General features: G+C 43.6%; 16 protein-coding genes. 4 read left to right on the top strand and 12 right to left on the bottom strand.

The window, feature by feature from the left end:
- From AC2VOY_RS15420 to AC2VOY_RS15410, 3 genes are all read right to left on the bottom strand, one after another.
- Entirely contained in the window at window positions 1–441 is a 441-nt protein-coding gene (locus tag AC2VOY_RS15420; protein ID WP_491833501.1) for a YeeE/YedE family protein, read from the bottom strand.
- A gap of 69 nt (window positions 442–510) precedes the next feature.
- Window positions 511–1,635 carry a ketoacyl-ACP synthase III gene (locus AC2VOY_RS15415; protein WP_491833499.1) on the bottom strand — a complete coding sequence of 375 codons (1,125 nt, stop codon included), beginning with the start codon at window positions 1,633–1,635 and terminating at the stop codon, window positions 511–513.
- 121 nt (window positions 1,636–1,756) lie between these two features.
- A complete protein-coding gene (locus tag AC2VOY_RS15410; protein WP_491833498.1) occupies window positions 1,757–2,206 on the bottom strand; it encodes a hotdog fold thioesterase in 450 nt (149 codons plus the stop codon).
- Between the two features lie 280 nt (window positions 2,207–2,486).
- Here AC2VOY_RS15410 and AC2VOY_RS15405 point away from each other — a divergent pair, with 280 nt between their 5' ends.
- Together AC2VOY_RS15405 and AC2VOY_RS15400 are read left to right on the top strand one after the other, a co-directional pair.
- On the top strand, window positions 2,487–3,269 hold the full coding sequence (locus AC2VOY_RS15405) for a M48 family metallopeptidase (protein WP_491834159.1): 783 nt from the start codon (window positions 2,487–2,489) through the stop codon (window positions 3,267–3,269).
- A 150-nt stretch (window positions 3,270–3,419) separates the two neighbouring features.
- Window positions 3,420–3,713 carry a DUF406 family protein gene (locus AC2VOY_RS15400; protein ID WP_491833497.1) on the top strand — a complete coding sequence of 98 codons (294 nt, stop codon included), beginning with the start codon at window positions 3,420–3,422 and terminating at the stop codon, window positions 3,711–3,713.
- Between the two features lie 136 nt (window positions 3,714–3,849).
- On the opposite strand, the gene AC2VOY_RS15395 is transcribed toward AC2VOY_RS15400, so the two are convergent.
- Together AC2VOY_RS15395 and AC2VOY_RS15390 are read right to left on the bottom strand one after the other, a co-directional pair.
- On the bottom strand, window positions 3,850–4,398 hold the full coding sequence (locus AC2VOY_RS15395; RefSeq protein ID WP_491833496.1) for a sugar O-acetyltransferase: 549 nt from the start codon (window positions 4,396–4,398) through the stop codon (window positions 3,850–3,852).
- A gap of 77 nt (window positions 4,399–4,475) precedes the next feature.
- Window positions 4,476–6,437 (bottom strand): bifunctional 2',3'-cyclic-nucleotide 2'-phosphodiesterase/3'-nucleotidase, encoded by a 1,962-nt coding sequence (locus AC2VOY_RS15390; protein ID WP_491833495.1) that lies wholly within the window; start codon window positions 6,435–6,437, stop codon window positions 4,476–4,478.
- A 212-nt stretch (window positions 6,438–6,649) separates the two neighbouring features.
- Here AC2VOY_RS15390 and AC2VOY_RS15385 point away from each other — a divergent pair, with 212 nt between their 5' ends.
- On the top strand, window positions 6,650–6,991 hold the full coding sequence (locus AC2VOY_RS15385; protein ID WP_491833494.1) for a hypothetical protein: 342 nt from the start codon (window positions 6,650–6,652) through the stop codon (window positions 6,989–6,991).
- Here the strand turns inward: AC2VOY_RS15385 and AC2VOY_RS15380 are convergent.
- Window positions 6,966–7,874 (bottom strand): LysR family transcriptional regulator, encoded by a 909-nt coding sequence (locus AC2VOY_RS15380; RefSeq protein WP_491833493.1) that lies wholly within the window; start codon window positions 7,872–7,874, stop codon window positions 6,966–6,968. The two genes, AC2VOY_RS15385 and AC2VOY_RS15380, sit on opposite strands and share 26 nt — an antisense overlap.
- A 163-nt stretch (window positions 7,875–8,037) precedes the next feature.
- On the opposite strand from AC2VOY_RS15380, the gene AC2VOY_RS15375 reads away from it, so the two are divergent.
- Window positions 8,038–10,050 (top strand): alkyl/aryl-sulfatase, encoded by a 2,013-nt coding sequence (locus AC2VOY_RS15375; RefSeq protein ID WP_491833491.1) that lies wholly within the window; start codon window positions 8,038–8,040, stop codon window positions 10,048–10,050.
- A gap of 68 nt (window positions 10,051–10,118) precedes the next feature.
- Here the strand turns inward: AC2VOY_RS15375 and AC2VOY_RS15370 are convergent, their stop codons facing one another.
- The 6 genes from AC2VOY_RS15370 to AC2VOY_RS15345 all read right to left on the bottom strand — a co-directional run bounded on the left by AC2VOY_RS15370 (window position 10,119) and on the right by AC2VOY_RS15345 (window position 23,179).
- Window positions 10,119–14,879 (bottom strand): DUF3320 domain-containing protein, encoded by a 4,761-nt coding sequence (locus AC2VOY_RS15370; protein ID WP_491833489.1) that lies wholly within the window; start codon window positions 14,877–14,879, stop codon window positions 10,119–10,121.
- A gap of 230 nt (window positions 14,880–15,109) precedes the next feature.
- Window positions 15,110–15,388, bottom strand: a complete 279-nt coding sequence (gene ppiC / locus AC2VOY_RS15365; RefSeq protein ID WP_491833487.1) for a peptidylprolyl isomerase PpiC — start codon at window positions 15,386–15,388, stop codon at window positions 15,110–15,112.
- Window positions 15,389–15,553: 165 nt separating this feature from the next.
- Window positions 15,554–18,199, bottom strand: a complete 2,646-nt coding sequence (locus AC2VOY_RS15360; RefSeq protein WP_491833485.1) for a TRAP transporter permease — start codon at window positions 18,197–18,199, stop codon at window positions 15,554–15,556.
- A gap of 155 nt (window positions 18,200–18,354) precedes the next feature.
- Window positions 18,355–19,323 carry a TAXI family TRAP transporter solute-binding subunit gene (locus tag AC2VOY_RS15355; protein ID WP_491833483.1) on the bottom strand — a complete coding sequence of 323 codons (969 nt, stop codon included), beginning with the start codon at window positions 19,321–19,323 and terminating at the stop codon, window positions 18,355–18,357.
- A gap of 276 nt (window positions 19,324–19,599) precedes the next feature.
- Window positions 19,600–20,421, bottom strand: a complete 822-nt coding sequence (locus AC2VOY_RS15350; RefSeq protein ID WP_491833481.1) for a MaoC family dehydratase — start codon at window positions 20,419–20,421, stop codon at window positions 19,600–19,602.
- Window positions 20,422–20,650: 229 nt separating this feature from the next.
- The gene (locus AC2VOY_RS15345; RefSeq protein ID WP_491833479.1) at window positions 20,651–23,179 is read right to left on the bottom strand and encodes a molybdopterin oxidoreductase family protein; all 2,529 of its coding nucleotides are present in this window, start codon (window positions 23,177–23,179) and stop codon (window positions 20,651–20,653) included.
- Window positions 23,180–23,221: the final 42 nt, after the last annotated feature.

The raw sequence follows: 23,221 nt of genomic DNA, 5'->3' as shown, positions 1-23,221 counted from the left end.
TTATACCCCCACTACATAGACGCACACAGCAGCGCTTAGCATAAACGTCATCGTCGCAACAATCGAGCGCTTAGAAAGACGCCCAATCCCACAAATCCCATGTCCACTGGTGCAGCCACTGCCAAATTGGGAGCCAAAGCCAACCAACAAGCCTGCAATCGCAACTTGAATCCAAGAGGTGTCCCATGTGTTGGGCAGTTTTGCAATCACCAACCCAAGCTCTTGGGTTAAAAATGGATTATCAGCAAAAAAATGATTCGTGATAAGCCCGCCGATCACAAGGCCAAGAATAAAAAATATCCGCCACGGGGTTTGGGCGCTCAACGCTTGGGAGAAAATCCCACTGACGCCAGTAATTTGGCCGGCTACAAGTAACATGATCACCGCAGCAAGTCCGACTAAGAGCCCGCCAAGCAGCGCCGCAAAGATAGATTCAAACATAAAAAAGCCCATCAATTAAGATTTAATAATGGGCAATTATACACAGCTAAGTTTTAAATTGACTTAAAATTATTCTTTATCTGGTTGATCTTGATATGGGTTTTGTTGGCACTTGGTTATTGCCGCATCTAAGATCTCAAGCGCGCTTTGCTTACAAGATGCAAGTTGCGCACTCGGCGCATGAATTGGCGAGGTGCGAGCGCCCCACCTTAATCTTGCAGCGCCCCAAGTGAGTCCAGCGCCAAAGGCTGCGAGTAATATATTTGAATGCGGCGCAATCTTACCTTGCTCTAATGCCTCACATAAGGCAATTGGCACCGTTGCCGCAGACGTATTGCCATAACGCTCGATATTTATAAAGGCTTTGTCTGCTGGCAAGTTTAGATAATCACACAAGGTTTGGATGATCCGAATATTGGCTTGATGTGGGATCACATAATCAATTTGCTCTTTTTCCAGCTCAGCGCGCGTTAATACAGTATTTATCGCAGCGCTCATGCCTTTGACTGCTCGTTTAAAAATATCTCGCCCTTCAAAGCTAAATTGCCAATATGGCGCTTGAGGCGAAAATCTATCCATGGCTGTGCCAAAACTTGGAATCGATAAAATATCACGTCCAGCCGCATCACAACCTATTTGCGCTTCAATTAAACCTACCGCATCACCGCTTTGACGACTAAGTACCACTGCGCCTGCGCCATCACCAAAAAGCACAGCAGTATCACGTTTGGTCCAATCAAGATAAAAAGACAAACGCTCCGCGCCAATCACTAAAGCATGACGATAACTGCCAGCTTGCAATAGGCGTGTCGCGGTTTCAAGGCCATATACGAAACCTGTGCACGCTGCATTTAAATCAAACGCTGCCGCACCTTGAATCCCAAGATTGGCTTGAACTTTGGATGCAATATTAGGAATAAGTGTATCCGGTGAGCAAGTGGCAACAATCACGCAGTCAATTTGATCCGCTTCAATTCCCGCGCAATCGAGGGCGTTTTGCGCCGCAGCAGTGGCAAGATCTGAAGTTTGGACATGGCTAATACGACGCGCTTGGATCCCTGTACGGCTCGTGATCCATTCATCCGATGTCTCTAAAAAACTGCTTAAATCTTGGTTTGTTAACACCGCTGGCGGCAATGCCTTGCCCCAACCTGTGATCTCTGCCCAGTACTGTTCACCTGTGATAGAAGACATAGCTTATCCCTTTATTTCATTAACAATACATTAGTATTACCATGAGTCTCATTCATGCGTATATGTATCATTTAACAAAAGTTAACTTTTGAGAGGAAACACTATTTTTTTACCCTATTCGTTAAGCATTTTTTAATTTCATCGCTTGATTGGGTTTTAGCTTTTTGACCGCCATAGTGAGACGACTGACGCAAATAAGCTGACCAACTTCATCTTCGATTTGGATCTGCCACACTTGAGTCGTTTGACCTAAATGCAGCGGCGTTGCAGTCGCGACTACATGGCCTTTATGCTTTGCTTTTAAATGGTTTGCATTAATATCAAGCCCCACACAGTATGCCCCTTCCTCGACACACATATTGGCAGCAAGCGATCCTAAAGTTTCAGCCAATGCCACCGATGCACCGCCGTGTAAAAGCCCCATAGGTTGATGCGTGCGGTGATCTACCGGCATGCTAGCGGTTAAACTTTTTTCATCAAAGCCAGTGTATTCAATCCCTAAATGTTCGACTAAAGTGCCTTTTGATGTCTCATTTAGCAGCTGTAAATTAAAATCGCGTTTCCAAATCATTCTATTGCCCTCATTAATTATTATTAATTTACGTCATATTGATTGATATTTGCTATATTTTCAATAAGCTATACTTTTAAAGATGATCCTATCCTTATCCCAATGTGCACTCTAAATGAGCATAGTTGGGATCAAGCTAAGCGCAATTAGATTTAGACTAAAGATGCAGCTTTAGTTTTTTATTCAAGCAGGAAAATGGTTTTACCTAAGGAAATTTATGACAATGGACTGCACAACACCACTAGCAACAAGAATCAAAACACCCTCACCAAAGCAGCTTGTGAAACGTTGGACGCCCCTTTTTATTACCAGTCTTACCAGCGCTTTACTACTTGGCTGTTCTTCCTCGCCGATGGGACGCAACCAAATGCTTTTGTTTTCTAGCCAAGAAATGGCGCAAATGGGTAGCCAATCTTTTGAAGCGCTCAAAAAACAAGAAAAAGTAAGCACCAATGCACGCACCAATAAGTATGTGCAATGTGTCGCCAATGCCATCACAAAGCAAGTCCCAAAACAAGAAGGCTTTACCTCATGGGAGGTTGTGGTTTTTGATAGCGATCAAGTCAATGCTTTTGCGCTACCTGGCGGTAAGATTGGTGTCTATACTGGGCTTTTAAAAGTCGCCGAAAATCAAGATCAACTCGCAACTGTTATTGGTCATGAAATCTCACATGTGCTTGCAAACCATAGTAATGAGCAAGTGTCACGGAATCAAATGGCAAGCGCAGGCATGGGCGTAACCAGTGTACTGCTCTCTGGAACCTCTTATCAAGGCGCTGCGATGGATGCCCTAAGTGTTGGCGTGCAATATGGTATTTTGTTGCCCTTTGGCCGCGCGCAAGAATCCGAAGCGGATTTATTAGGCTTAGAGCTGATGTCGCAAGCAGGCTTTGATCCCAATGAAAGTGTCAAACTTTGGCAGAATATGTCTAAAGCTTCCGGCAATAAGCCGCCAGAGTTACTATCCACTCACCCATCGGATAGTACTCGGATCCATTCCTTGCAGTCATATATCCAAAAGCTGCCACCATCAACGGCCAAACATCCTAATTGCAAAGCCTAAACAGTGGTCAAAAATAATCGTTTTTACAACCTTTTCGTCTTGATGTTTTAGCTTATGAGCGTATAAATAATACTAATAGGGTAAGAAACACTAGCCAAGTCACGGCGAGAGGTTTAAACTTAAAGCATTATTTTAAGTAAGGAAAAGAAGATGACGACAACAGATCAAACACCCGCAAACCAACCTTGTGATGCATGCGGTTGCAGCGCAGAAATGGGTTTTATCATCAAAGAAGGTGATGATGTCGCAACTGTATTCGTAAAAGCTGATGATGCAAATGTTCGTCAGTCGCGTTTCAATGACTACCTTGCACTGGCAAAAGAAGTGAACCCTAAGGTTGTCCATCAAGTCAATGAAGAAGGCTCTGAGCTTGAAGGTCGTCTGCAATTTGAATGCAGCGCTGAAAAACTAATTTTTGAACTAAAAAGCCGCAGCTTAAACTAATACTTTTAAGCTAAGATTTTGTTAAATCGAGCTTTTTAGTTTTAAACTACCAAACCGCTTGTTGTGATGTCAGATCTCATTTTGATTATCACGGAGCGGTTTTTTTCGTATTTTGAAAGTATTCGTTGGTGAAGCATCAATCATACACCCGCTTAATAAAGCGCGCTGGCGCGCCTGCAAACACACAATCATCCGGCACATCTGAGTTAACGACCGATCCTGCGCCTATCACAGCCCGTTCGCCAATCGTCACGCCTTGATTAATTACACTGTTTCCCCCTATCCAAGCATTTTTTTTCACTCGAATCGGCTTAGCTATCGTCTCCCATCTTTGACGAGCTTTATAGTCAAGCGAATGTGACGCAGTATAAAACTGGCAACTTGGACCAATAAAGACTTCATCTTCAATATAAATATCAGCATTATCAAGCATGACTACATTCATATTAATAAACACCTTTTCACCAATATGTATCGTTTTGCCAAATTCACAATGAAATGGGGATTGCAGCATACTATAGCCAAAGCTGGCAAAAAGCTGAGAACATAAACGCTGGCGCTCGGCGAGCGGATAGGTTTGATTTAGGCTGCGAAGCAGTTGCCACGCCTTTGCGCGTATTGCTTCAAGTTCTGGATCCATGCCATCAAAAGGTAGATTGTGGCGCATGTTATCAAAAGCGCTCATAATAAATTCTCCATAGATGTAACACCATGAAACGACATAAAAAAGGGACACCCTTGGCATCCCTTCAATTCTATATTTTATTTTGCGGTTAAATCTATTTGATAAAGCGCAAAGCCAGCCTTATCTTTGCCCACATAAGTCATAGGCGCGACGCCTTTGTCCTTGATAAATTTCGCTGCCGTCTCACTTGGTGAGGTTTCAAACTGAATATCAAGCTTGGTATCCGTTTTAATCGGTGCGAAAGACCAATTATTATCAGCGCTTGGCTCCACTTGGCCTTTTTCTTTGCTCACGCGGGTGATGTAATCAGCCACAATGCTGCGGTTCTCATCGGGTGAATCAAAGGCAACAAAGTCAGCGCCTGTGCCTGCAAACTTCTCGCCATAAGCGCGGTAGTTATTCGCAGCAACAATAAAGGTTTGATCCATATCGATTGGCTTGCCTTGGAAGGTCAAATTCACAATACGGCTGCTATCTGGGTTAACTGGTTTGCAATCGCCATCATATTTAGCAGCTTTGGTGACATCAATTTGATAATTCACGCCATCAATCACATCAAAGTTATAAGTTCTAAAGCCATCCCAGTTGATCAAGCTTTGAGTCTTAGTTGATGTCGGGTCGATTTGATTAAATTGTCCAGCCGAACACTCTAGCCACTCTTTGACTTCTTTGCCCGTCATTTTCAGCGCAACTAAGGTGTTTGGATACAAGTACAAGTCAGCCGCATTACGGAAAGTCAGTTCGCCTGATTCAACTTGAGTAAAGTTTTCTGGGTCATTTTTACGTCCGCCAACTTTAAATGGCGCGGCCGCTGACAGTACAGGGATACCATCTAAATCTGGATCGCCCTGGATAAAGCGCTCGGTATAATCTTTTTGCGCAAGGTTAACGATTTGAACCGTTGGATCATCTTGCACCAGCGCAAGGAAGCTATACATCACATCATTGGCTTTACCAATCGGTTGATTGACAAACTCACGTGTGCCTTTGTGATCCCCATCGAGCGCCGCGCGAATGGTTTTATCTTCCGCAGCAAGAGATTTATTATTCGCTTTATCAAAGATTGGACGAGCCTGCGTCTGCGCTGAAACCACTTTCCAATTGCCTGATGCATTATCAAGAGTTAAGTCCATCACCCCAACGTGGCTGCCCCAACGTCCTGGCATCACAGCCGCAACGCCATTTAAGGTGCCTTTTTCAATATCAGCGCCGGCGATGGATTTAAACTCATCACTTGGGAAGACAGCGTGTGCGTGACCAAAAGCAATCGCATCAATGCCTTTCACCTCGGCAAGATAAGCCACTGAATTTTCAGCGCCTGCTTTATATGGATCAGACGATAGGCCAGAGTGTGGGATCGCGATGATCACATCCGCGCCTTCTTTTTTCATCTGCGGGACAAATTTCTCAGCGGTTTCTTTAATATCTTTAGCAACCACTTTGCCTTCTAGATTTTTCTTATCCCAAACGCTGATTTGTGGCGGCACAAAACCGATGTAACCAACTTTGATACTTTGCTCTGCGCCAGTTTCATCTTTAAAGTTATAGGTTTTGATTAAATACGGGGTAAAGAAGTTTTCACCAGTTTTGGCATCATATACGTTGGCATTCACATATGGGAATTTAGCGTCATTGGTGGCTTCAGCAAGATAGTCTAAACCATAGTTAAATTCGTGGTTACCAATGTTACCGACTTGGTAATCCAAGGTGTTCATCGCTTTATAGACAGGATGAACCTCGCCAGCTTTGAGCCCTTTGGATGCCATGTAATCACCCATTGGACTGCCTTGAATCAAGTCCCCATTATCCACTAGCACTGAGTTGGTGACTTCACTTTCAGCTTGTTTTACAAGACTTGCTGCGCGCGCTAAGCCAAACTGCTCTGTTGACTTATCTTTATAATAATCATACGCCATGGCATTGGCATGAATATCTGTCGTTTCGATAATACGTAAATTTAGTTTTTCAGCCATCACTGGCGTCGAAATTAGGCTTGCAGCCACAAGGGAAAGAGTCAAAGGATGACGCGAAAAGTTCATAAAAACCTCAATACTAGAATAACTTGGCAAAATTCTAGCACGAAAGTTTGATTGCTATTGATAGAGAAAATCATCAGTCTAGCATCCACAGATAAAGCAAGCTCATTTTAGTGAAGCCGATCGCATTTTTGTCTTTTGCGACAAGATAGAAAAGCCACACTTAATTTGCTAGAATCTGTTTTTTATTTTGGCATATCGAAGAAACCAGCATCATGATGAAGAATACGCTAGCTATTTTATTGATTTCAGGGGTTTTATCTGCTTGCACCACCTCACAAAGCAATTCACTTGGATTAAACACCAGCACCTTGACCCAATATGCTCAGAATATGAGTAACTCTGAATTATGCCAAGTTCTTTATCTTGATCGCGCCACCACACAAACCCAAGCATCGGTTGCAACTGAGTTTAACCGTCGTGGCCTGTCTAAAACTTGGTGTGATCAAGAACTCAATGAATATTATACCAGTAGCTTTGTGGATTGGATGCTATCGCTTGATCTCGATAATGATGGCACAAGTGACGCAGTCACATTACCTGCGACGATTTTATAAGCCTAAGAATCTCTTGTCTAAACCAAATTAAAGCCTGATCTTGCTCGCGACTTGGGTGCCAATATAGGCAAACATCATATTCAATATTTTCAAATGGCAATGCAACCGCTTTAATCCCAAAAAAATCACTAAAAATCTTCACGTTACTCGCATCGGCCAAACACACATAATCGGTTTTACTAACTAAGCGCAGCGACTCGATTGTGCCGACTGTCGTTGCCGCCACCTTGCGTGATTCGATACCCGAAAAATGCTCATTATTAAACACATAGCCGCGGGATTTCCAGTTTGAAACCGTGACATGCTGCTCTGCCAAAAATTCCTCTAAGCTCACTTTAACTTGGTTAATTCTTGGATGCGCTTTGCGGCAACTGAGCACCAAGCTATCTCGGTATAGCACTCGCTTTCGCAACGCTTGGGTATAGTCGGTGTCAATATCAATCAAAAAATCACATGCTTTGCTACGAAGCTGGGCAAGTGTATCTCCTTGGCCTAATTGAAAAATATCAATATGAATGTTGGGATAATGCTGACTAAAGGCTTCAATGATATTTGGAATAAATGAATAGTTGACCAAAGAGGTACACGCAATCGCAAAACGATACGCACGGGCATGGGGATTAAATGTGGCGTTGGAGGCAAAGGTTAAATCTATCTCACTTAAGCTGCGCAGAAGCACTGGATAGATTTGCTGGGCAAACAAAGTCGGCGTCACGCCAGTAGCCGTGCGTGTGACCAAAGGATCTTGATATTGCTCACGAAGCTTGGCTAAGGCCCGGCTGACCGCAGGTTGAGATAAACCTAAACGCGCAGCAGCCCGCCCTAGATGTTTTTCTTCAATAATCGCCACTAGTAGAGGTAAAAACTGATACGAATAATCCATACTGCCTCGCAAAAATCATTAATTTGTCATCTTTGACATGCCAATCCCTTGCATCTATAGCATGCCCCTTTTTTCATTTTACGGAAAAAGGTTATACCTTGCTGATTATGCAAGTATTTATATGATGAATAGCACATTATTCTAATCCATAAAGGGTATCCACATGAAAAAGTCGACAATCAAACGAAGCTTGATTCTTTCCTCTTTAAGCATCTTAGTCTCCACCTCTGTATGGGCAAATAACTCTCAATACCAATTTACCCCAGACAGTAAAGACGCAACGCCTTATACCAAAAAGATGAATGATTCTGTATATCAAGAACTTGATTTTGATAATAAAACATCTTTCGAAGAGGCAGATAAAGGCTTTATTGCGCCACTGCCAGATGATGGTTTTATTAAAGGCTTTGCGGATGTCCCTGCGATGCAATTTATGCAAGGCAAAAAAGCCCCAGATACAGTCAACCCAAGTCTTTGGCGTCATGCGCAACTGGTTAATCGAGGCGGTTTATATGAAGTCTTGCCTGATAAAATCTATCAAGTGCGTGGCAATGATGTGGCAAACTTAACCATTATTGAAACGGATAATGGCATCGTGCTCTATGATTTAGAATACTCACCTGAAACCTTAAAAGCTGCGTATAAACTTTATGAGCAGCATCGTGGTAAACGCCCATTAAAAGCAATCGTGATCTCGCACTCACACACAGATCACTATGGTGGCATTCAAGGCGTGATCGATCTTGGCCTTGCTTCTGAAGAAGATTTTGCATCGGGCAAAGTGCCAATTTATGTCCCAGAAGGCTTTACCGAACACTCTGTTGGTGAAATGGTGCTTTATGGCAACATCATGAGTCGCCGCGCAATTTATCAATATGGCTACGCCCTACCAAAAGACGAAAAAGGCTTTGTAACCGCAGCTTTAGGCCCACTTGTTGCCAATGGTGACAATGGACTGCCAAAAGCAGTCAAAGAAATCACCCATGATAATCAAGTTGTTAACATTGATGGCATTGATTTTGACTTCTACCTTGTTCCAGGCAGTGAAGCGCCATCTGAAATGGTATTTATGATCCCGCAATGGGGCGCTGTGTCTATGGCTGAAGATGTGAACCACTTGCAACACAACATTTATTCAATGCGTGGCACAACCACACGTGATGCAGGCAAATGGGCGAAATACATCAACCAAGCAATTGTGCGCTGGCAAGATGATGCCAAAGTTATTTTTGGTCCGCACACTTGGCCAACTTGGGGCAACCAAAACGTCATTCATTATATGAAAGCTCAACGCGATCTGTATAAAGCGATTAATGATCAAACCACACGCCTTGCAAACTACGGCTATCGCCCTGATGAAATCGCAGAGAAAATTGAGATCCCAGATCAAATCATGAATCAATGGGATAACCGTGACTACTATGGCAATTTCAAAAACAATGTGATGGCCACTTATGTGAATAACTTAGGCTGGTTTGATGCGAACCCTGTAAGCATTGCAAAACACACCTATGCCGATACGGGTCGTCGTTATGTTGAATCATTTGGCGGCGAAGATGTGGTCGTTGATAAAGCACTTGAGTACTATAACAAGGGTGATTATGCCTTTACTGTGCAGCTTTTAAATAACATTGAGTCATACAACAAAGACAATAAAAAAGCCAATTACTTGATGGCGGATGCATTTGAGCAATTGGGCTATCAAGAAGAGTCTTCATTGCTGCGTAACTGGTATTTAACTGCTGCGCAAGAGCTGCGTAACGATGAAATCTTGCCGCAACCTGTCAACAGCGCAGGGCCAGATGTGCTCAAAGCCTTGCCATCATCTTTGGTGATGGATGTGTTTGCGACTCGTTTGGTGCCACAAAAATCAGTCGATTATGGCCGCTTAGCATTCGTCTTTGATCTTAATGGTGAAAAATTTGGCGTTGAAGTGGAAAATGGCGTGCTTAACGCTGCAAAAGATTACACACCAAAAGATTCAATCGGCACAGTGAAAACGGATAACCTGACATTGTTCTCTATCTTGGGCGGTGAAACGACACCAGCTGATGCGCAAAAAGATGGCAAACTCACAGTGACAGGCAATGATAAGATCTTTACGGACTTATTATCCTTAATGGATGATCAAATTCCAAAATCATTTAACCTGATTCAGCCGCGTTTAAATAAATAAGCATTCGATTATCCGGAGCATAATAAGGGGGACAAGTTTGTCCCCTTTTTTATCTTTAACGCTTTGGTTTATTCGGCTTGATAGGTTGTCCCAGTGCGCTGCAATGTTTGGCTGGCTTCAAGCCTATCTAACACCCCTTCCACCCGCTCACGCATGGCTTTACTTGTCACTGAAAAACCAAGGATCTCAGTCACTGATTTGACTAAATCATCGCGTGAAATCGAGAAAGTATCACGCACCGTCACGATCGCCGCTTGTTCTATCTCCCCATCATAGACATAATCAAACTTGCGTTCATTAGACGCTAAGTCGCTGCGGTTTCGAATCGGCATTTTTTGCTTTTCACCTAATAATACAAACTCCCCGTCGCGCTTAATTTGTCCAAGGTTTTGCAAGTAAGTCAAAGCCGCGTCGATGGCCCGATTGATCCGCGCCCCTGAACGTGAGGCGCCCACAGCATGGAGCAAACGCGAAGTTAACAACTTGCTATGAATCGGGGATTCTACTTTTAAAATACGTTGAATACTTTGCGCAAGGCTTTGCGCTGGCACATCAGGGATCGCCATTCCAGAAGATAAACCAAGCTCACTCAGATCGCACAATTGATATTCCACCGCAGAGCTTTTATGTTCCACCTCAACACGCGCAATCTGGGGTTTAAGTTTCGATTTGGATTTTTTAGCTGGTGTTTGGAGCACGCTTTGCTTTGAATCATAGTCTTGATAAAACGCAAGTGCGGCCTCAATTGCTTCTTTTAACCGCGCCGTTTCTTGATGCGCATTTCTAAACCAATCTGTACTCCAAATACGATGAAAACGCCAGCCCAATCCTTCTAATACGCTTTGACGAATGCGATCCCTATCGCGCGCGGTTTTCGCGCTATGATAACTTGCACCATCACACTCTACCGCCAAAATATAACGCCCAGGTTTTTGCGGATCTTTCACCGCAATATCAATATAAAAACCGGCTGCGCCGACTTGCGGCTCCACTTGATAGCCAAGCGAACGAATGGCTGAAATCACTTCTTCTTCAAAAGGTGAGTCTGGCCCTTTGCCTGTTTCTTGATGGCGGATAAGTTCGCGTTTTTCGGCGTAATGCAGGAAGTTCTTTAATGCGCGAACGCCAAATGGCGATGCATCATTCACCGACATTTCATCCGCTTTAAAATTACTAAAGACGCGCATATTCATCCGTGCACGCGAGATCAAGACATTTAAACGGCGCTCACCACCATCATGGTTTACTGGGCCAAAGCTTGATGGCAATCGCCCTTCAGGGGTGCGGCCATACCCAATACTAATATATATGGTGTCACGCTCATCCCCTTGCACGTTTTCAAGGTTTTTAACAAAGAAGTCTTCGCCTTCTGGGTGCCCGGCAAAAAAGTCTTCTAAGTCTGGGTTTTCTTTTCTTAACTTTTCAACCTCAAATAAAATCGCATCGCGCTGCGCCGTACTAAAGGCCACTACGCCTAAGGTTTGATTTGGATGTAACTCGGCATGCGCCATCACAGCTTGCGCCAGTGCTTGTGCTTCCCCTTGGTTAGTGCGCGAGCCGCCGCGATCATAAGTCGTGTCTGGTAAATGAGTCAGGCTTAAGCCTTGCGCTTCGGGGTTAATTCCTGATGATGGGAAGATCATCAGATTATTGTCGTAAAACTCTTGGTTTGAAACCGCAATTAAGGACTCATGTCGGCTCCGATAGTGCCATCTGAGCATAGATTCTGGCGCGCCAGAGGCCAAAAACAAACCTAAAATGCTTTCCATATCTGCAGTGATGCTCTCTTGCGCGTCTTCGTCATCAGCAATAAATTGTTTGCCAAAGAAATTCGTGGGCGGCATTTGCTTGGTATCGCCCACCACAATCACCTGTTTGCCACGCAGCATCGCGCCCAATGCATCGGCGACTTTGACCTGAGAGGCCTCATCATAGATAACCAAATCAAACTCAACTTCACCCGGCTCAAGATAAGTCGCAATCGACATTGGGCTCATCATAAGCACGGGTTTAATTTGCTGAATCACGCGGCCTGCCTTATTAAGCAAGCGGCGAATCGGCATATGGCGACGTTTTTTATTAAACTCGCGGCGCAAGGTTTCCACTTCCCCACGCGCAGATGGATTTGGCAAATTTTGATAAAGCTTTTTGACCAAATGCTCTTGGGCAAAGCTAAATAAATTGGCGTCACTGGCTTTAAATGCTTCAATTAGTTTTTCATGTGCCACGCGATCAAAATAACGGATCAGCTCTTGGTTTTGATACGACGCATTGACGAGCATTTCAAAAAAGCGATATTTAAAACCTTCAACCAAATTTTGCGGTGCGTGTTGCCACGCAAAGGCGCATTGAGACCAGTCATTTAAGCCAAGTGAATCCATGCTTTGCTGTAAGCGATTAAAACGCGTCAAGGCGTACATTTTTTCTATATCCGCATCAAGCTTTAAGCGCGCTTGTGTGGAAAGTTTGCTCACAGCTTGGCAAAAGCTTTCGCTATCTAAATGAAGCAAAGCGCACAAGTCATCAAGGTGTTGTGAAGCACTGTCGAGTGTTTGTTTGGCTTGTTCGAGTGCTTCACTATCAAGCTCAATGGCTTGGTTTGGATCAAGCGCGGCTTCAAAGATGGGTAACGGGGATACGCTACTCTGTTCAAATTGCCTTTGGGTGAGGAAACTGCACATTTGATTTATCCAATCAAGCGTTGGCAGTACCTTTTGCCAATTTGATTGGTTCACATCTAATATCTCAAAATAAGGCGCTGCCGCTTGGGCAAAATCTTGCTTGTCCGAGTTAAATCTAAGCAAAGTATCAATGCTTGCAATCCACTCATCCACACTGCCTTTTAAGCCATCTTTACACAGGCCAGCATAGGTATTTTTTGCCTTGCGGTAGTCGCCTGAGAAAAAACGCCACCATTTTTTGCCGCTCGCAAGCAATACACTGCGCATCCCAATCCAGTCATAATCAAAGGCTTGATCTAAAAATTGACTGGAGAGTTTAGCTTGTTGACGTTGCAAGTTCAGCCCTTGCTTTGCCACCTCAAGCAGTCCATTACCTTTGGATTGCCAAAGCGCAAGGTCAGTATTGATGCCGCTTAAATCTGGACGATTGGTTATATGGTGTAAGATTTCACTGGCATACAAGGCATCGCCTTGGGTATCGATATAAACCTTTTCTGTCTCAGCACTTGACTGGGGATCAGCCACATTCATTTTGATTGCAAGCGCTTGAATTAATTGATTCAGCACTTGTGTACCGTGCGCTAGGTTTTGTGAATAGTCAGCAAGAATGCCTTTGGCTTTGCTTTCGATTTCTGGTGAGTAATCTTGTAATTGGCTGGAAGAATAAAGGTTTAAGCATGGAGCTTGATGCTCAGAAAGATGATCCGCACATTCAGTTATTTTTGCCAAGCCGCTTTGATAAAAGGCTTGCGTCCAAAGGCTCAAGTCAGATTGCGATTTTGGCAAATCTTCAAGCATATTGGGCGCATCATCAAATTGTTTTTTAAGCTGTAGCAGATAGCCCAACGCATCGTGATAGTTATAATCGGTTTGCCCAATTGGCGCGCTTACCACTTGGCAGTAGGCATCGAGTTTATCACGGGTTGCAACTAAGCCTTCTATTTCATCAAGGCGCTCTGGAGTGACAGGTTCATCTTGCAATAAGGTGCGTTCAAGGGAAGCAAGAACTGCTTTTTTATTCGCCTTATGTGAGTGCAACTCAAGCACCGCATCGCCAATATGACAATTATCTAACCTGCGTTTCACCACTTCAAGGGCGGCCATTTTTTCGGCAACAAATAGAATTTTTTTATTATCCGCTAAGGCTTGCGAGATAATATTGGTGATAGTTTGAGATTTACCCGTGCCAGGCGGACCTTGGATCACCAAACTGGCGCCAGATTTTGCAGCCAGCACAGCCTCAGTTTGGCTTGAATCAGAGTCAAGTACCAGCTGCAAAGCTTCCGCTTGGTTGACCGCATCACTAGCTGGCTCAATTAAGCTCGCATCTTGCTCAAAGCCTTGCTCGAAAATTTTCTGGATAAGTGGATGAGAAGACGGCTTTTTGTCATCCGGCCAAACCTCATCAGATAAGTCTTGATACATCTGAAACTTACCAAAAGAGAAAAAGCTTAATGCAATTTTATCTGCCACCACTCGCCAATTGGGTTTGGCCTGAATGGCTGCTTCAACCGCTTTGAAATAAGCAGGTAAATCATAACCTTGCTCTGTTTCCTCAAAGCTTGGCAAACTGATCCCATATTCCATTTTAAGCTTGGCTGCTAAGGTTAAATTAGTGCCAAGTTCTGCCTCGGTATAACGAATTTTATAAGCGTGCGCAGCGTTTTCACGATAGATTTCAACCGGGATCAAGATAAGTGGCGCATACCTTGGTTTATCTGAAGTGTCTTCTTGCCACTCTAAAAAACCTGTCGCTAAATAAAGTAAATCCACCCCCTTTTCTTGAACAAAGGTGACGGATTCAGCATTTAATTTGAGTAAGCGAGTTTCGAGAGGTTTTTGCAACAGTTGGGTTTGCAAACCGATATCTTGATGTCTTTTATCCCCTTTCTGCTCAGCTAAGTATTGGGTTAACTCAGGGATAGGAATGGATTTTTCATCATCTTTGGCAAGTGCATTGGGCGCGGGCAGAAAATGCATAGTTTTAGCTTGTTCAACCAAACTATCAAAGATTTGGATACTTTTTTCATCGACAATCTCAAGGACTTTCGATCCCCTACCTAAACTTAATAAGGTATTACCGCGCAGCCCCATATCCAGTAATTCTTGGCGACTTAGCTCAAAATTTTGTTTTATTTTACTATCCATAGTCTTACCTAAGTTAAAATTCCATTTTTGCCACTTTATCTTATCCTAATTTAACCAAGATAATAAACAAGCGAAAGACAAAATCGACCCACCTCCAAGAATCAGATTTTATCTTTCGCTTTTAGTCACTAAAGTTTAAAACTTATTTTTTAGCCATAGCATTAAAGATTAGGCTTAAACCAAAAATAAAGAACAAAAAACCACCCCGCAGGATGGCTTTCAGATTTTGATTAAGTGCGGTACAAGACTTTGACCACATGCCAGCCAAATTTTGTTTTAACCAAATGTGGGACTAAGGTTTCACCACTAAAGCAAACTTTATCAAAGGCTGGCACCATTTGGCCTTTTTGAAATTCGCCTAAATCGCCACCCTTTTTACCCGATGGGCAGTTGGAATATTTTTTTGCAAGGGTTTGAAATTTCGCGCCCTTTTTGAGCTGCTTAATAATATCTTCCGCTTGTTCTTTGTGTTTAACTAAAATATGCAAAGCATGCGCTGTACGTGCCATAAAAACCTCAATTATCTTCTCACTTGAAGTGAGCCTTATTCATTATCTAGGCAGTATAGGTTTGAAAAAACAAGGGTCAAGGAAAAACTAGATCAAAAAATCCCAAGCCAATTACAAGATGCAATCAAACTTGGGATTTTATCGTTTAAGTCAAAAAGATTTTATTTAACTCAAAGCTTTCTCAGTTTTTATCCGTCGTCTTTGATTCCAAGCCACAAAGCCTAAAACAAACAAGCATGGGATAAACAGCCATTCTTTAAGCGGACGATTCGAGTCAATGATGATGGCATCTATGGTCCAGTCAAACTCAATGCCCGCGGCTTCTGCTGGGCTTGCAAAGCCAACCATATCGACAATAACTTTATCTTCCATTTTAAGGCTAAGTCCCATCGAATCTAAACGCTCAGCGGCAGTTTCTGCGTTTTCATCAAATGGTAAGTTCACCACTTTAGAGACATAATCCCCTTCAATATTGGTGCCAGAAACTTTCAAGCGTAGATCTTGCCCATTGCGCATCTCACCGACCACTTGCTCAATCTTATTTGCCGGCTCATCAATGTAAGCTGGGAAGATTTGATCCCACCAAAAACCAGGGCGGAAGAAAGAGAAAGTCAGTAGCAAGAGGATAATGGTTTCCCACCACTTGTTCTTAGTAAACCAAAAACCTTGGGTTGCGGCAGAGAACAAGAGCATCGCAATAATCGACGAAAGCACCACCAAGATCAAGTGCCACCATGTATCCACACCAATCAACAAGAGCTGATTATTGAAGATGAACATAAATGGTAAAATCGCAGTCCGAATATCATAGGTAAAGCCTTGAATACCTGTTTTGATTGGATCGGATTTTGCGATTGCGGCAGCGGCAAAGGCAGCTAAACCCACAGGCGGCGTATCATCGGCTAAAATGCCAAAATAGAACACAAATAAGTGCACCGCAATCAGTGGAATAATCAAACCATGTTGCGCGCCAAGGGTCACAATCACAGGTGCCATCAAGGTTGACACCACGATATAGTTTGCCGTAGTTGGCAAGCCCATGCCTAAAATAAGGCTGATGATCGCAGTGAAAATCAGCATTAGCATCATGTTGCCGCCTGAGATGAACTCGACAAAGTCTGTCATCACAAGGCCAATACCTGTCAGCGTCACGACGCCGACCACTATGCCTGCGGTTGCCGTTGCCACACCTATGCCAATCATATTACGCGAACCTGACACCAAGCTTTCAACTAAATCAACAAATCCATCTTTGGTTAAGCTTGCAAATGTCGCATTTTGCGCAACCTTATCTTTTAGCTGTGCAGGCGTAAAGAGCGAAATCAATGGACGCTGCGTTAAGAGCACAAAAATCATAAAACTGGTTGCCCAAAACGCAGATAGACCCGGTGAAAAGCGCTCAACCGTCAAACACCAGACTAGCACCACAATCGGCAACAGATAATGCAGACCCGATTGAATCGTTGTTTTTGGATCAGGCACTTCGGTCAACTCTTTCTCCAAGTCTAAATCAGACTCAGCCATAAAGCGTGCCGAGCGTTTAACGAGAAGGATATACACTAGCACTAACGCAGTGAGCACAATCCAAGTGGCGCTTTCACCAAACACATCTTTGGTCCAACCCACACCGTAATACACAGCTAAGCTTAAGATCCCAAGCCCTAAAAGGGTCCCGATAAACGAAAGCATGCTGCGCGTAAAGTTACTCGGGTTGCGACGTGGCAAGCCTTGCATATTGGCTTTACAGGCTTCTAAATGCACAATATAGATTAATGCAATATAAGAAATTAAAGCAGGTAAAATAGCAGCTTTAATCACCTCAATATAAGAAATTCCTACATATTCAACCATTAAGAATGCTGCAGCGCCCATAATCGGCGGCGTGAGCTGTCCATTGGTTGAGGCTGCTACTTCGACTGCGCCAGCTTTTTCAGCAGGGAAGCCAACACGCTTCATGAGTGGAATCGTAAAAGTACCTGTTGTCACCACGTTAGCAATAGAAGAGCCTGACACAAGGCCAGATAAGCCTGATGCAACCACAGCAGCTTTTGCTGGGCCGCCACGCATGTGCCCAAGGAGTGAGAAAGCGACATGGATAAAGTATGCCCCCGCGCCAGCGCGTTCAAGCAAGGCGCCAAACAGCACAAACAAGAACACAAATGAGGAAGATACCCCAAGCGCAACCCCAAACACCCCTTCCGTGGTTAACCATAGATGTGACATCGCACGTTGCATGCTCGAGCCTTTATGCGCAATCACATCTGGCATATAAGGCCCTGCAAAGGTATAGACTAAAAAGACTAAGGCAACGATCATTAACGGTGGCCCAAGGCTACGACGCGCGGCTTCGAGCAAAAGCAACATCCCAATGACCGCCACAACAATATCGGTTTGAGTCGGCGCGCCAGAGCGTGAAGAAAGCTCATCATAGAAAAGATAAATATAAGCTGCGCAAAAACTTGCAATCAAAGCCAATATCCAATCATGCATCGGCACGCGATCTTTCGGTGAAGACTTGAATGCAGGGTAAGCCGTAAAGGCTAAAAAGGTGGCAAAACTTAAGTGGATCGCCCTAGCTTGGGTATCATTAAAAATACCAAAGTCAAATAAAAACGGTAATGGTGATGCATACCAAAGTTGAAACAGTGCCCAACATAATGGAACAAACCATAAAATTTGTTTACTCAGCCCTGTGGGATAGCGCCCCCCTGTGTCCGCTTGCTTGGCAATCTCTTGGGCTTCTTGTATATCTGGTGCCTGATCAATGCGATCAGTTGGATCAACGGATCCATCCTTGATTATTTTGCTCATCATTCGTCCTTAAGCAATCATCTTGTTTACCCTAAAAAAGGGATATACCCAAACAATGAAAGGGTATAGACAGGTGTCCAAAAAAGACTGCCCAACACGGATTAATCACGGCGCTGGGCAGTTTATTCTTGTTATTATTTTAAGTACGCGGTTAGTTATTTAACTAAGCCAGCTTCTTTGTAATATTTTAGCGCGCCAGGGTGAAGCGGCACAGATAGACCTGATTTCACCATGTCTTCTTTTTTCAAGTTCGCAAATGCTGGGTGTAGGCGTTTAAAATCATCAAAGTTTTCAAACACAGCTTTTGTCAGTGCATAGACAGCATCATCCGATACGTTGGTTGATGACACCAAGGTTGCAGCCACACCAAAGCTTTTCACATCTTCATCATTGCCTTTATACATACCAGCAGGCACTGTGCTGTAAGCATAATATGGGTTGTCGGCAACGATTTTATCAATTTGCTCACCTGTTACATTGATAAGGCTTGCATCACACGCTGTTGTTGCTTCTTTGATTGATCCATTTGGATGGCCAACCACATACACAAAGGCGTCGATTTTGTTATCACAAAGTGCTTGTGAACGTTCGCTACCTTTAAGCTCTGATGCAAGTTTAAAGTCATCCATTTTCCAACCCATTGCATCCATCACAACTTCTAGCGTTGCGCGATCACCAGAGCCTGGATTGCCCACATTGACGCGCTTACCTTTAAGATCAGCAATGTTTTTGATGCCAGAGTCGGTACGTGCGATCACATTGAAAGGTTCGGTATGCAAAGAGAATACCGCACGCATCTCTTTAAATGGGCCCTGCTCTTTAAACTCGCTGGTGCCATTATAACCATGGTATTGCCAATCAGATTGCACTACACCAAAGTCTAGCTCACCAGAGCGCATCGCATTAACGTTGTAGATTGAACCACCAGTGGACTCAACTGAGCAGCGGACATTGTGAGTATCTTTGTCTTTATTCACCAACTTACAAATTGCACCGCCGGTTGGATAGTAAACACCTGTCACAGAACCTGTCCCGATAGTGACAAATTCTTGCGCACTCGCTGCGCCTGCCATGCAAATACCTGCCGAAAGTGCGCTGAGTTTGATCAGTTTGCTAAACTTCATTTCATCTTCCTTATTGATTGAGCTCATGTATTCATTTTTGTCTTTTCTTGGGGAAATCATTTCCACCAATGATGAAAGTGTAGCAAATATAAACAGTTATGTTAACTCAGTGTGAAAAAATACTTACAATTTTACCATTTTTGGGATGTATGATTTAGCAAAGCGTCATAAACATACCGCGTATAGGGAATGTATTGTGAAAATTATAAGCATAAAAAAACGGCTGCTTGCATCACGCAAACAACCGTTTATTATTCTTTGGGTGTTAGATTCGACTTAGAAATATAGACGAATCACAGACACTGCCACACAACCTGGGCGACGGATACCTTCGATTTCAACTTTGATTTCGCGTTCAATTTCAAGGCCACGACTAACCGGCGTCACGCTTACAATTGAGCTGCGCGCACGAATGTTATTGCCCGCTTTCACAGGGTAAGGGAAACGTACCTTGTTTAGGCCGACATTTACTGTCATTTTTGCACTTGGGAAAGGTGGATTTTTTTCATCCACGCTATCGGTCAAGCGAGACAACATAGCTAAGGTTAAAAAACCATGTGCAACTGTCGTTTTAAATGGTGATTCTTGCTCAGCACGCTCAGGATCTGTATGGATCCATTGCATATCTTCAGTTACTTTTGCAAACTCATTGATACGATCTTGGCCAATATGGCTCCAATCACCCACATGAATTTCTTCACCAAGTGTCGCCGTCAGTTCATGATATAAATCTTGCGCTGTTTGCGGCAAGCCAGCCAAAACTGCTGCTTCTTTCTCAGAAAGAGTAGAAGGTGCTTCTTCAATCTGTGGTCGATTTTCTTCACGCAATGGCGTGACATTTGCAAAAGCATTTTCCGCCGAATGGGCCTGAGCTTTCTGCTCACGAATCGATAGGTGTGCCTGTGCGTTATCAGCAACTTGCTGACCTTGCTCTGCACTCGACTTGGTTTGACTTGTCCATGGCAAAATTTGAGCATTCGCCTTTGTCACCAAATCACTCCAATATTCTTTGATCACAGGCGACACCAACTCTTTTAATTCGAGTTGTGGCTTTGCGATAGAATCTTTTTTGTGTTTTAGTAAATCAACGACTTTCATATATTACCTTGTGATGAAATAAGAACTCTTACCAGTTCAACTAGGTACTAATTTTGAATGAATTTTTATTAAAGCGCAAATACTTTCGAGCGAACACTTGTACTGATAAAAACACATTCCTTATAAAAATCATAAAGATAGACAATAAAACATTGTTCTTTAAATTGATTGTTTTTTACTATTTCGCTAGCAACCTTCGAATATAAATGAAATTAATGTAAATTAAAAGTTAAATTTGCGTAACCAAATGACCTTTTTTTGTACACATTTGAAATAAGTTCTCAGTCTCATCGCTGCTAAAATCAAATAGTTTAAACCTCTCTAAGCCTAAATCTTGGTCTAAATCTTGCATTATCAGAATACAATCATCCTCAATTTTGTTTTTTAATTGAGCCATCAGTGCTGCTTTATCCATATCCGCTTGCACTATGTATTGATACCCATGAGTGAGCTTTTGACCACTCCAATAAGCTATCTGCATGGCTTGAAGCTGAGCCACTTGACTGGTTTGCGCCAAAATAAACGCCGTACATTGAAGCTTCACAGGTAAGATATCAACCCACGAATTCTTAAACTCAGGCTGACCAGAATGGGGATCACGGGTTTGATCTATCAAGGCACACACCTCGGCTTTGGATGCACTTTGCGCGTTCCAATGAATCGGCATATAAATTTGCTTTTCTTGCATCCCCTCATCATAAATAACCCGCGCAACGCAATGCGCTTCATCCATAAGTGATTCATCTAACTTTGAGAAAACATCTTTCTGCGCAAGGCTTTGGTGTGTGACTTTCACCAAATCGCCATCGGCTATATTACGTGCTTGCGCCGTTTGTGGGTGGATCAAAACATAAGGCTCGGCTTGATAAAAACTCAAATTTGGCGCAAGACCGGTGCGCGTCATGGTGTGCCAATGATCGCGGCTTCGTCCTGTATTTAAGCAAAGCGCCTTGTTTGTCTCCCCTGCTTGCTCGGCGCTTGCAATGGCTTGTTGCTGCACAGGCACAAAACGCGCCTTTTGGTTTGGGGTATAAAACCCGCCCTTGGCAAAAAAGCGCTGATGGACGATCTCATCTTGATAAGCCATCACTGGCCATTGCTGTGGCGTCATTTCTTGATAAGTTTTATCTGAAATATCTGCCAGCCCTTTTAAATTCAGATCGCGACGCTCACCTTCAATCTCAATGCTTGTCATGGCGGCATATTCACGAAAGATCTGCCCTTGATGCAGATAATTAAACGCCTTCTCAAAGCCCATTTTCTTTGCCACTTGTGAGATTATCCACCAATCTGGTTTGGCAACCCCTGGGCTTGCAACAATTTTACGCTGGCGTGAAATGCGTCGCTCAGAGTTGGTCACAGTGCCGGATTTTTCCGCCCACGCTTGCGCAGGCAAACGAATGTCAGCAAATTGACTGGTTGCCGTGTCTTGAATACAATCAGAAACGACCACAAAAGGACAGGTTTCAAGCGCAGCTTTAACTTTTGCGCTATCTGGCAGGCTCACCACAGGGTTGGTAGCCATGATCCAAACCGCTTTAATCTTGCCTTCTAACATGGCATCAAACATATCGACGGCTTTTAAACCCGGTGTAGCGGCTAATTGCGGTGCCTGCCAAAAATCAGCCACAGCTTGGTGATGCGCCCTATTATCAAACTCAAAATGCGCCGCTAAGGTATTTGCCAAGGCGCCAACTTCACGCCCGCCCATCGCATTGGGCTGACCTGTCACAGAAAATGGCCCGCTGCCTGTTTGACCAATCTTTCCCGTCGCCAAATGACAATTTAAAATACTGTTGACCTTGTCACTGCCTTGCGCGGATTGATTCACCCCTTGCGAATAAATGCTTAATACTTTTTGCCTCGCAAGAAAGCTTTGATAAAACGCCAACACTTGGGCGGCGTCCAGTTCACAAACTTGGCTCACCTTAGATAAGATATCCGCCTCGGTTGTGCCCATTTCAAGTTTTGCAGCGTCCACACAGGCTTGACTATCTTGTGTATGCGCCGTCATAAAGTCCTGATCCAGTCCATCATGAATCGCTAAATAAGCCAATAAGCCATTAAATAGCGCGATATCTGTGCCTGATTTTAGGCTTAAATGACTGTCAGCAATTTCACAACTTGCCGTACGTCTTGGGTCAATCACCACAACTTTAAGATCTGGATTAGTTTGTTTCGAAAGGCGCAGACGTTGAAATAACACAGGGTGACACCAAGCAAGGTTAGAGCCAATAAGTAGCACCAGCTCGGCCTCTTCTATATCTTGATAACAAATCGGCACTGTATCCTGCCCAAAGGCGCGTTTATGCCCAACCACAGAAGATGCCATGCACAGACGCGAATTACTGTCGATATTGCCGCTGCCGATAAAGCCTTTCATTAATTTATTGGCTAAATAATAATCTTCCGTTAATAGCTGACCTGAGACATAAAAAGCCACAGCATCTGGGCCGTGGGTATTGATCACCTCTAAAAAAGTTTGCGCGACCTCATCTGTTGCCTGCTCCCAACTGATGTCTTGACGAGTATTTTCACTGCGACTTACTCTTTTTTGTGGCTGCAGTAAACGTCCGTCATCAATTAAGGTTTCGCCAAGTGCAATGCCTTTGGTGCAAAGTTTGCCAAAATTTGCTGGATGCGACTTATCACCTCTCACCTCAATTTTACCTGATGTGCATGCACGCGCCTCAACGCCGCAGCCCACCCCACAATACGCACAAGTTGTTTTAATCCATCCTTGATCGACTTGAGTCATGCAACCCTCTCTTGCTTTTATAAATACGAAATATAGATCACT

It is taken from the genome of Vibrio sp. KMM 9700 (assembly GCF_058545285.1).
This window is presented reverse-complemented; position numbering and strand designations above follow the sequence as displayed.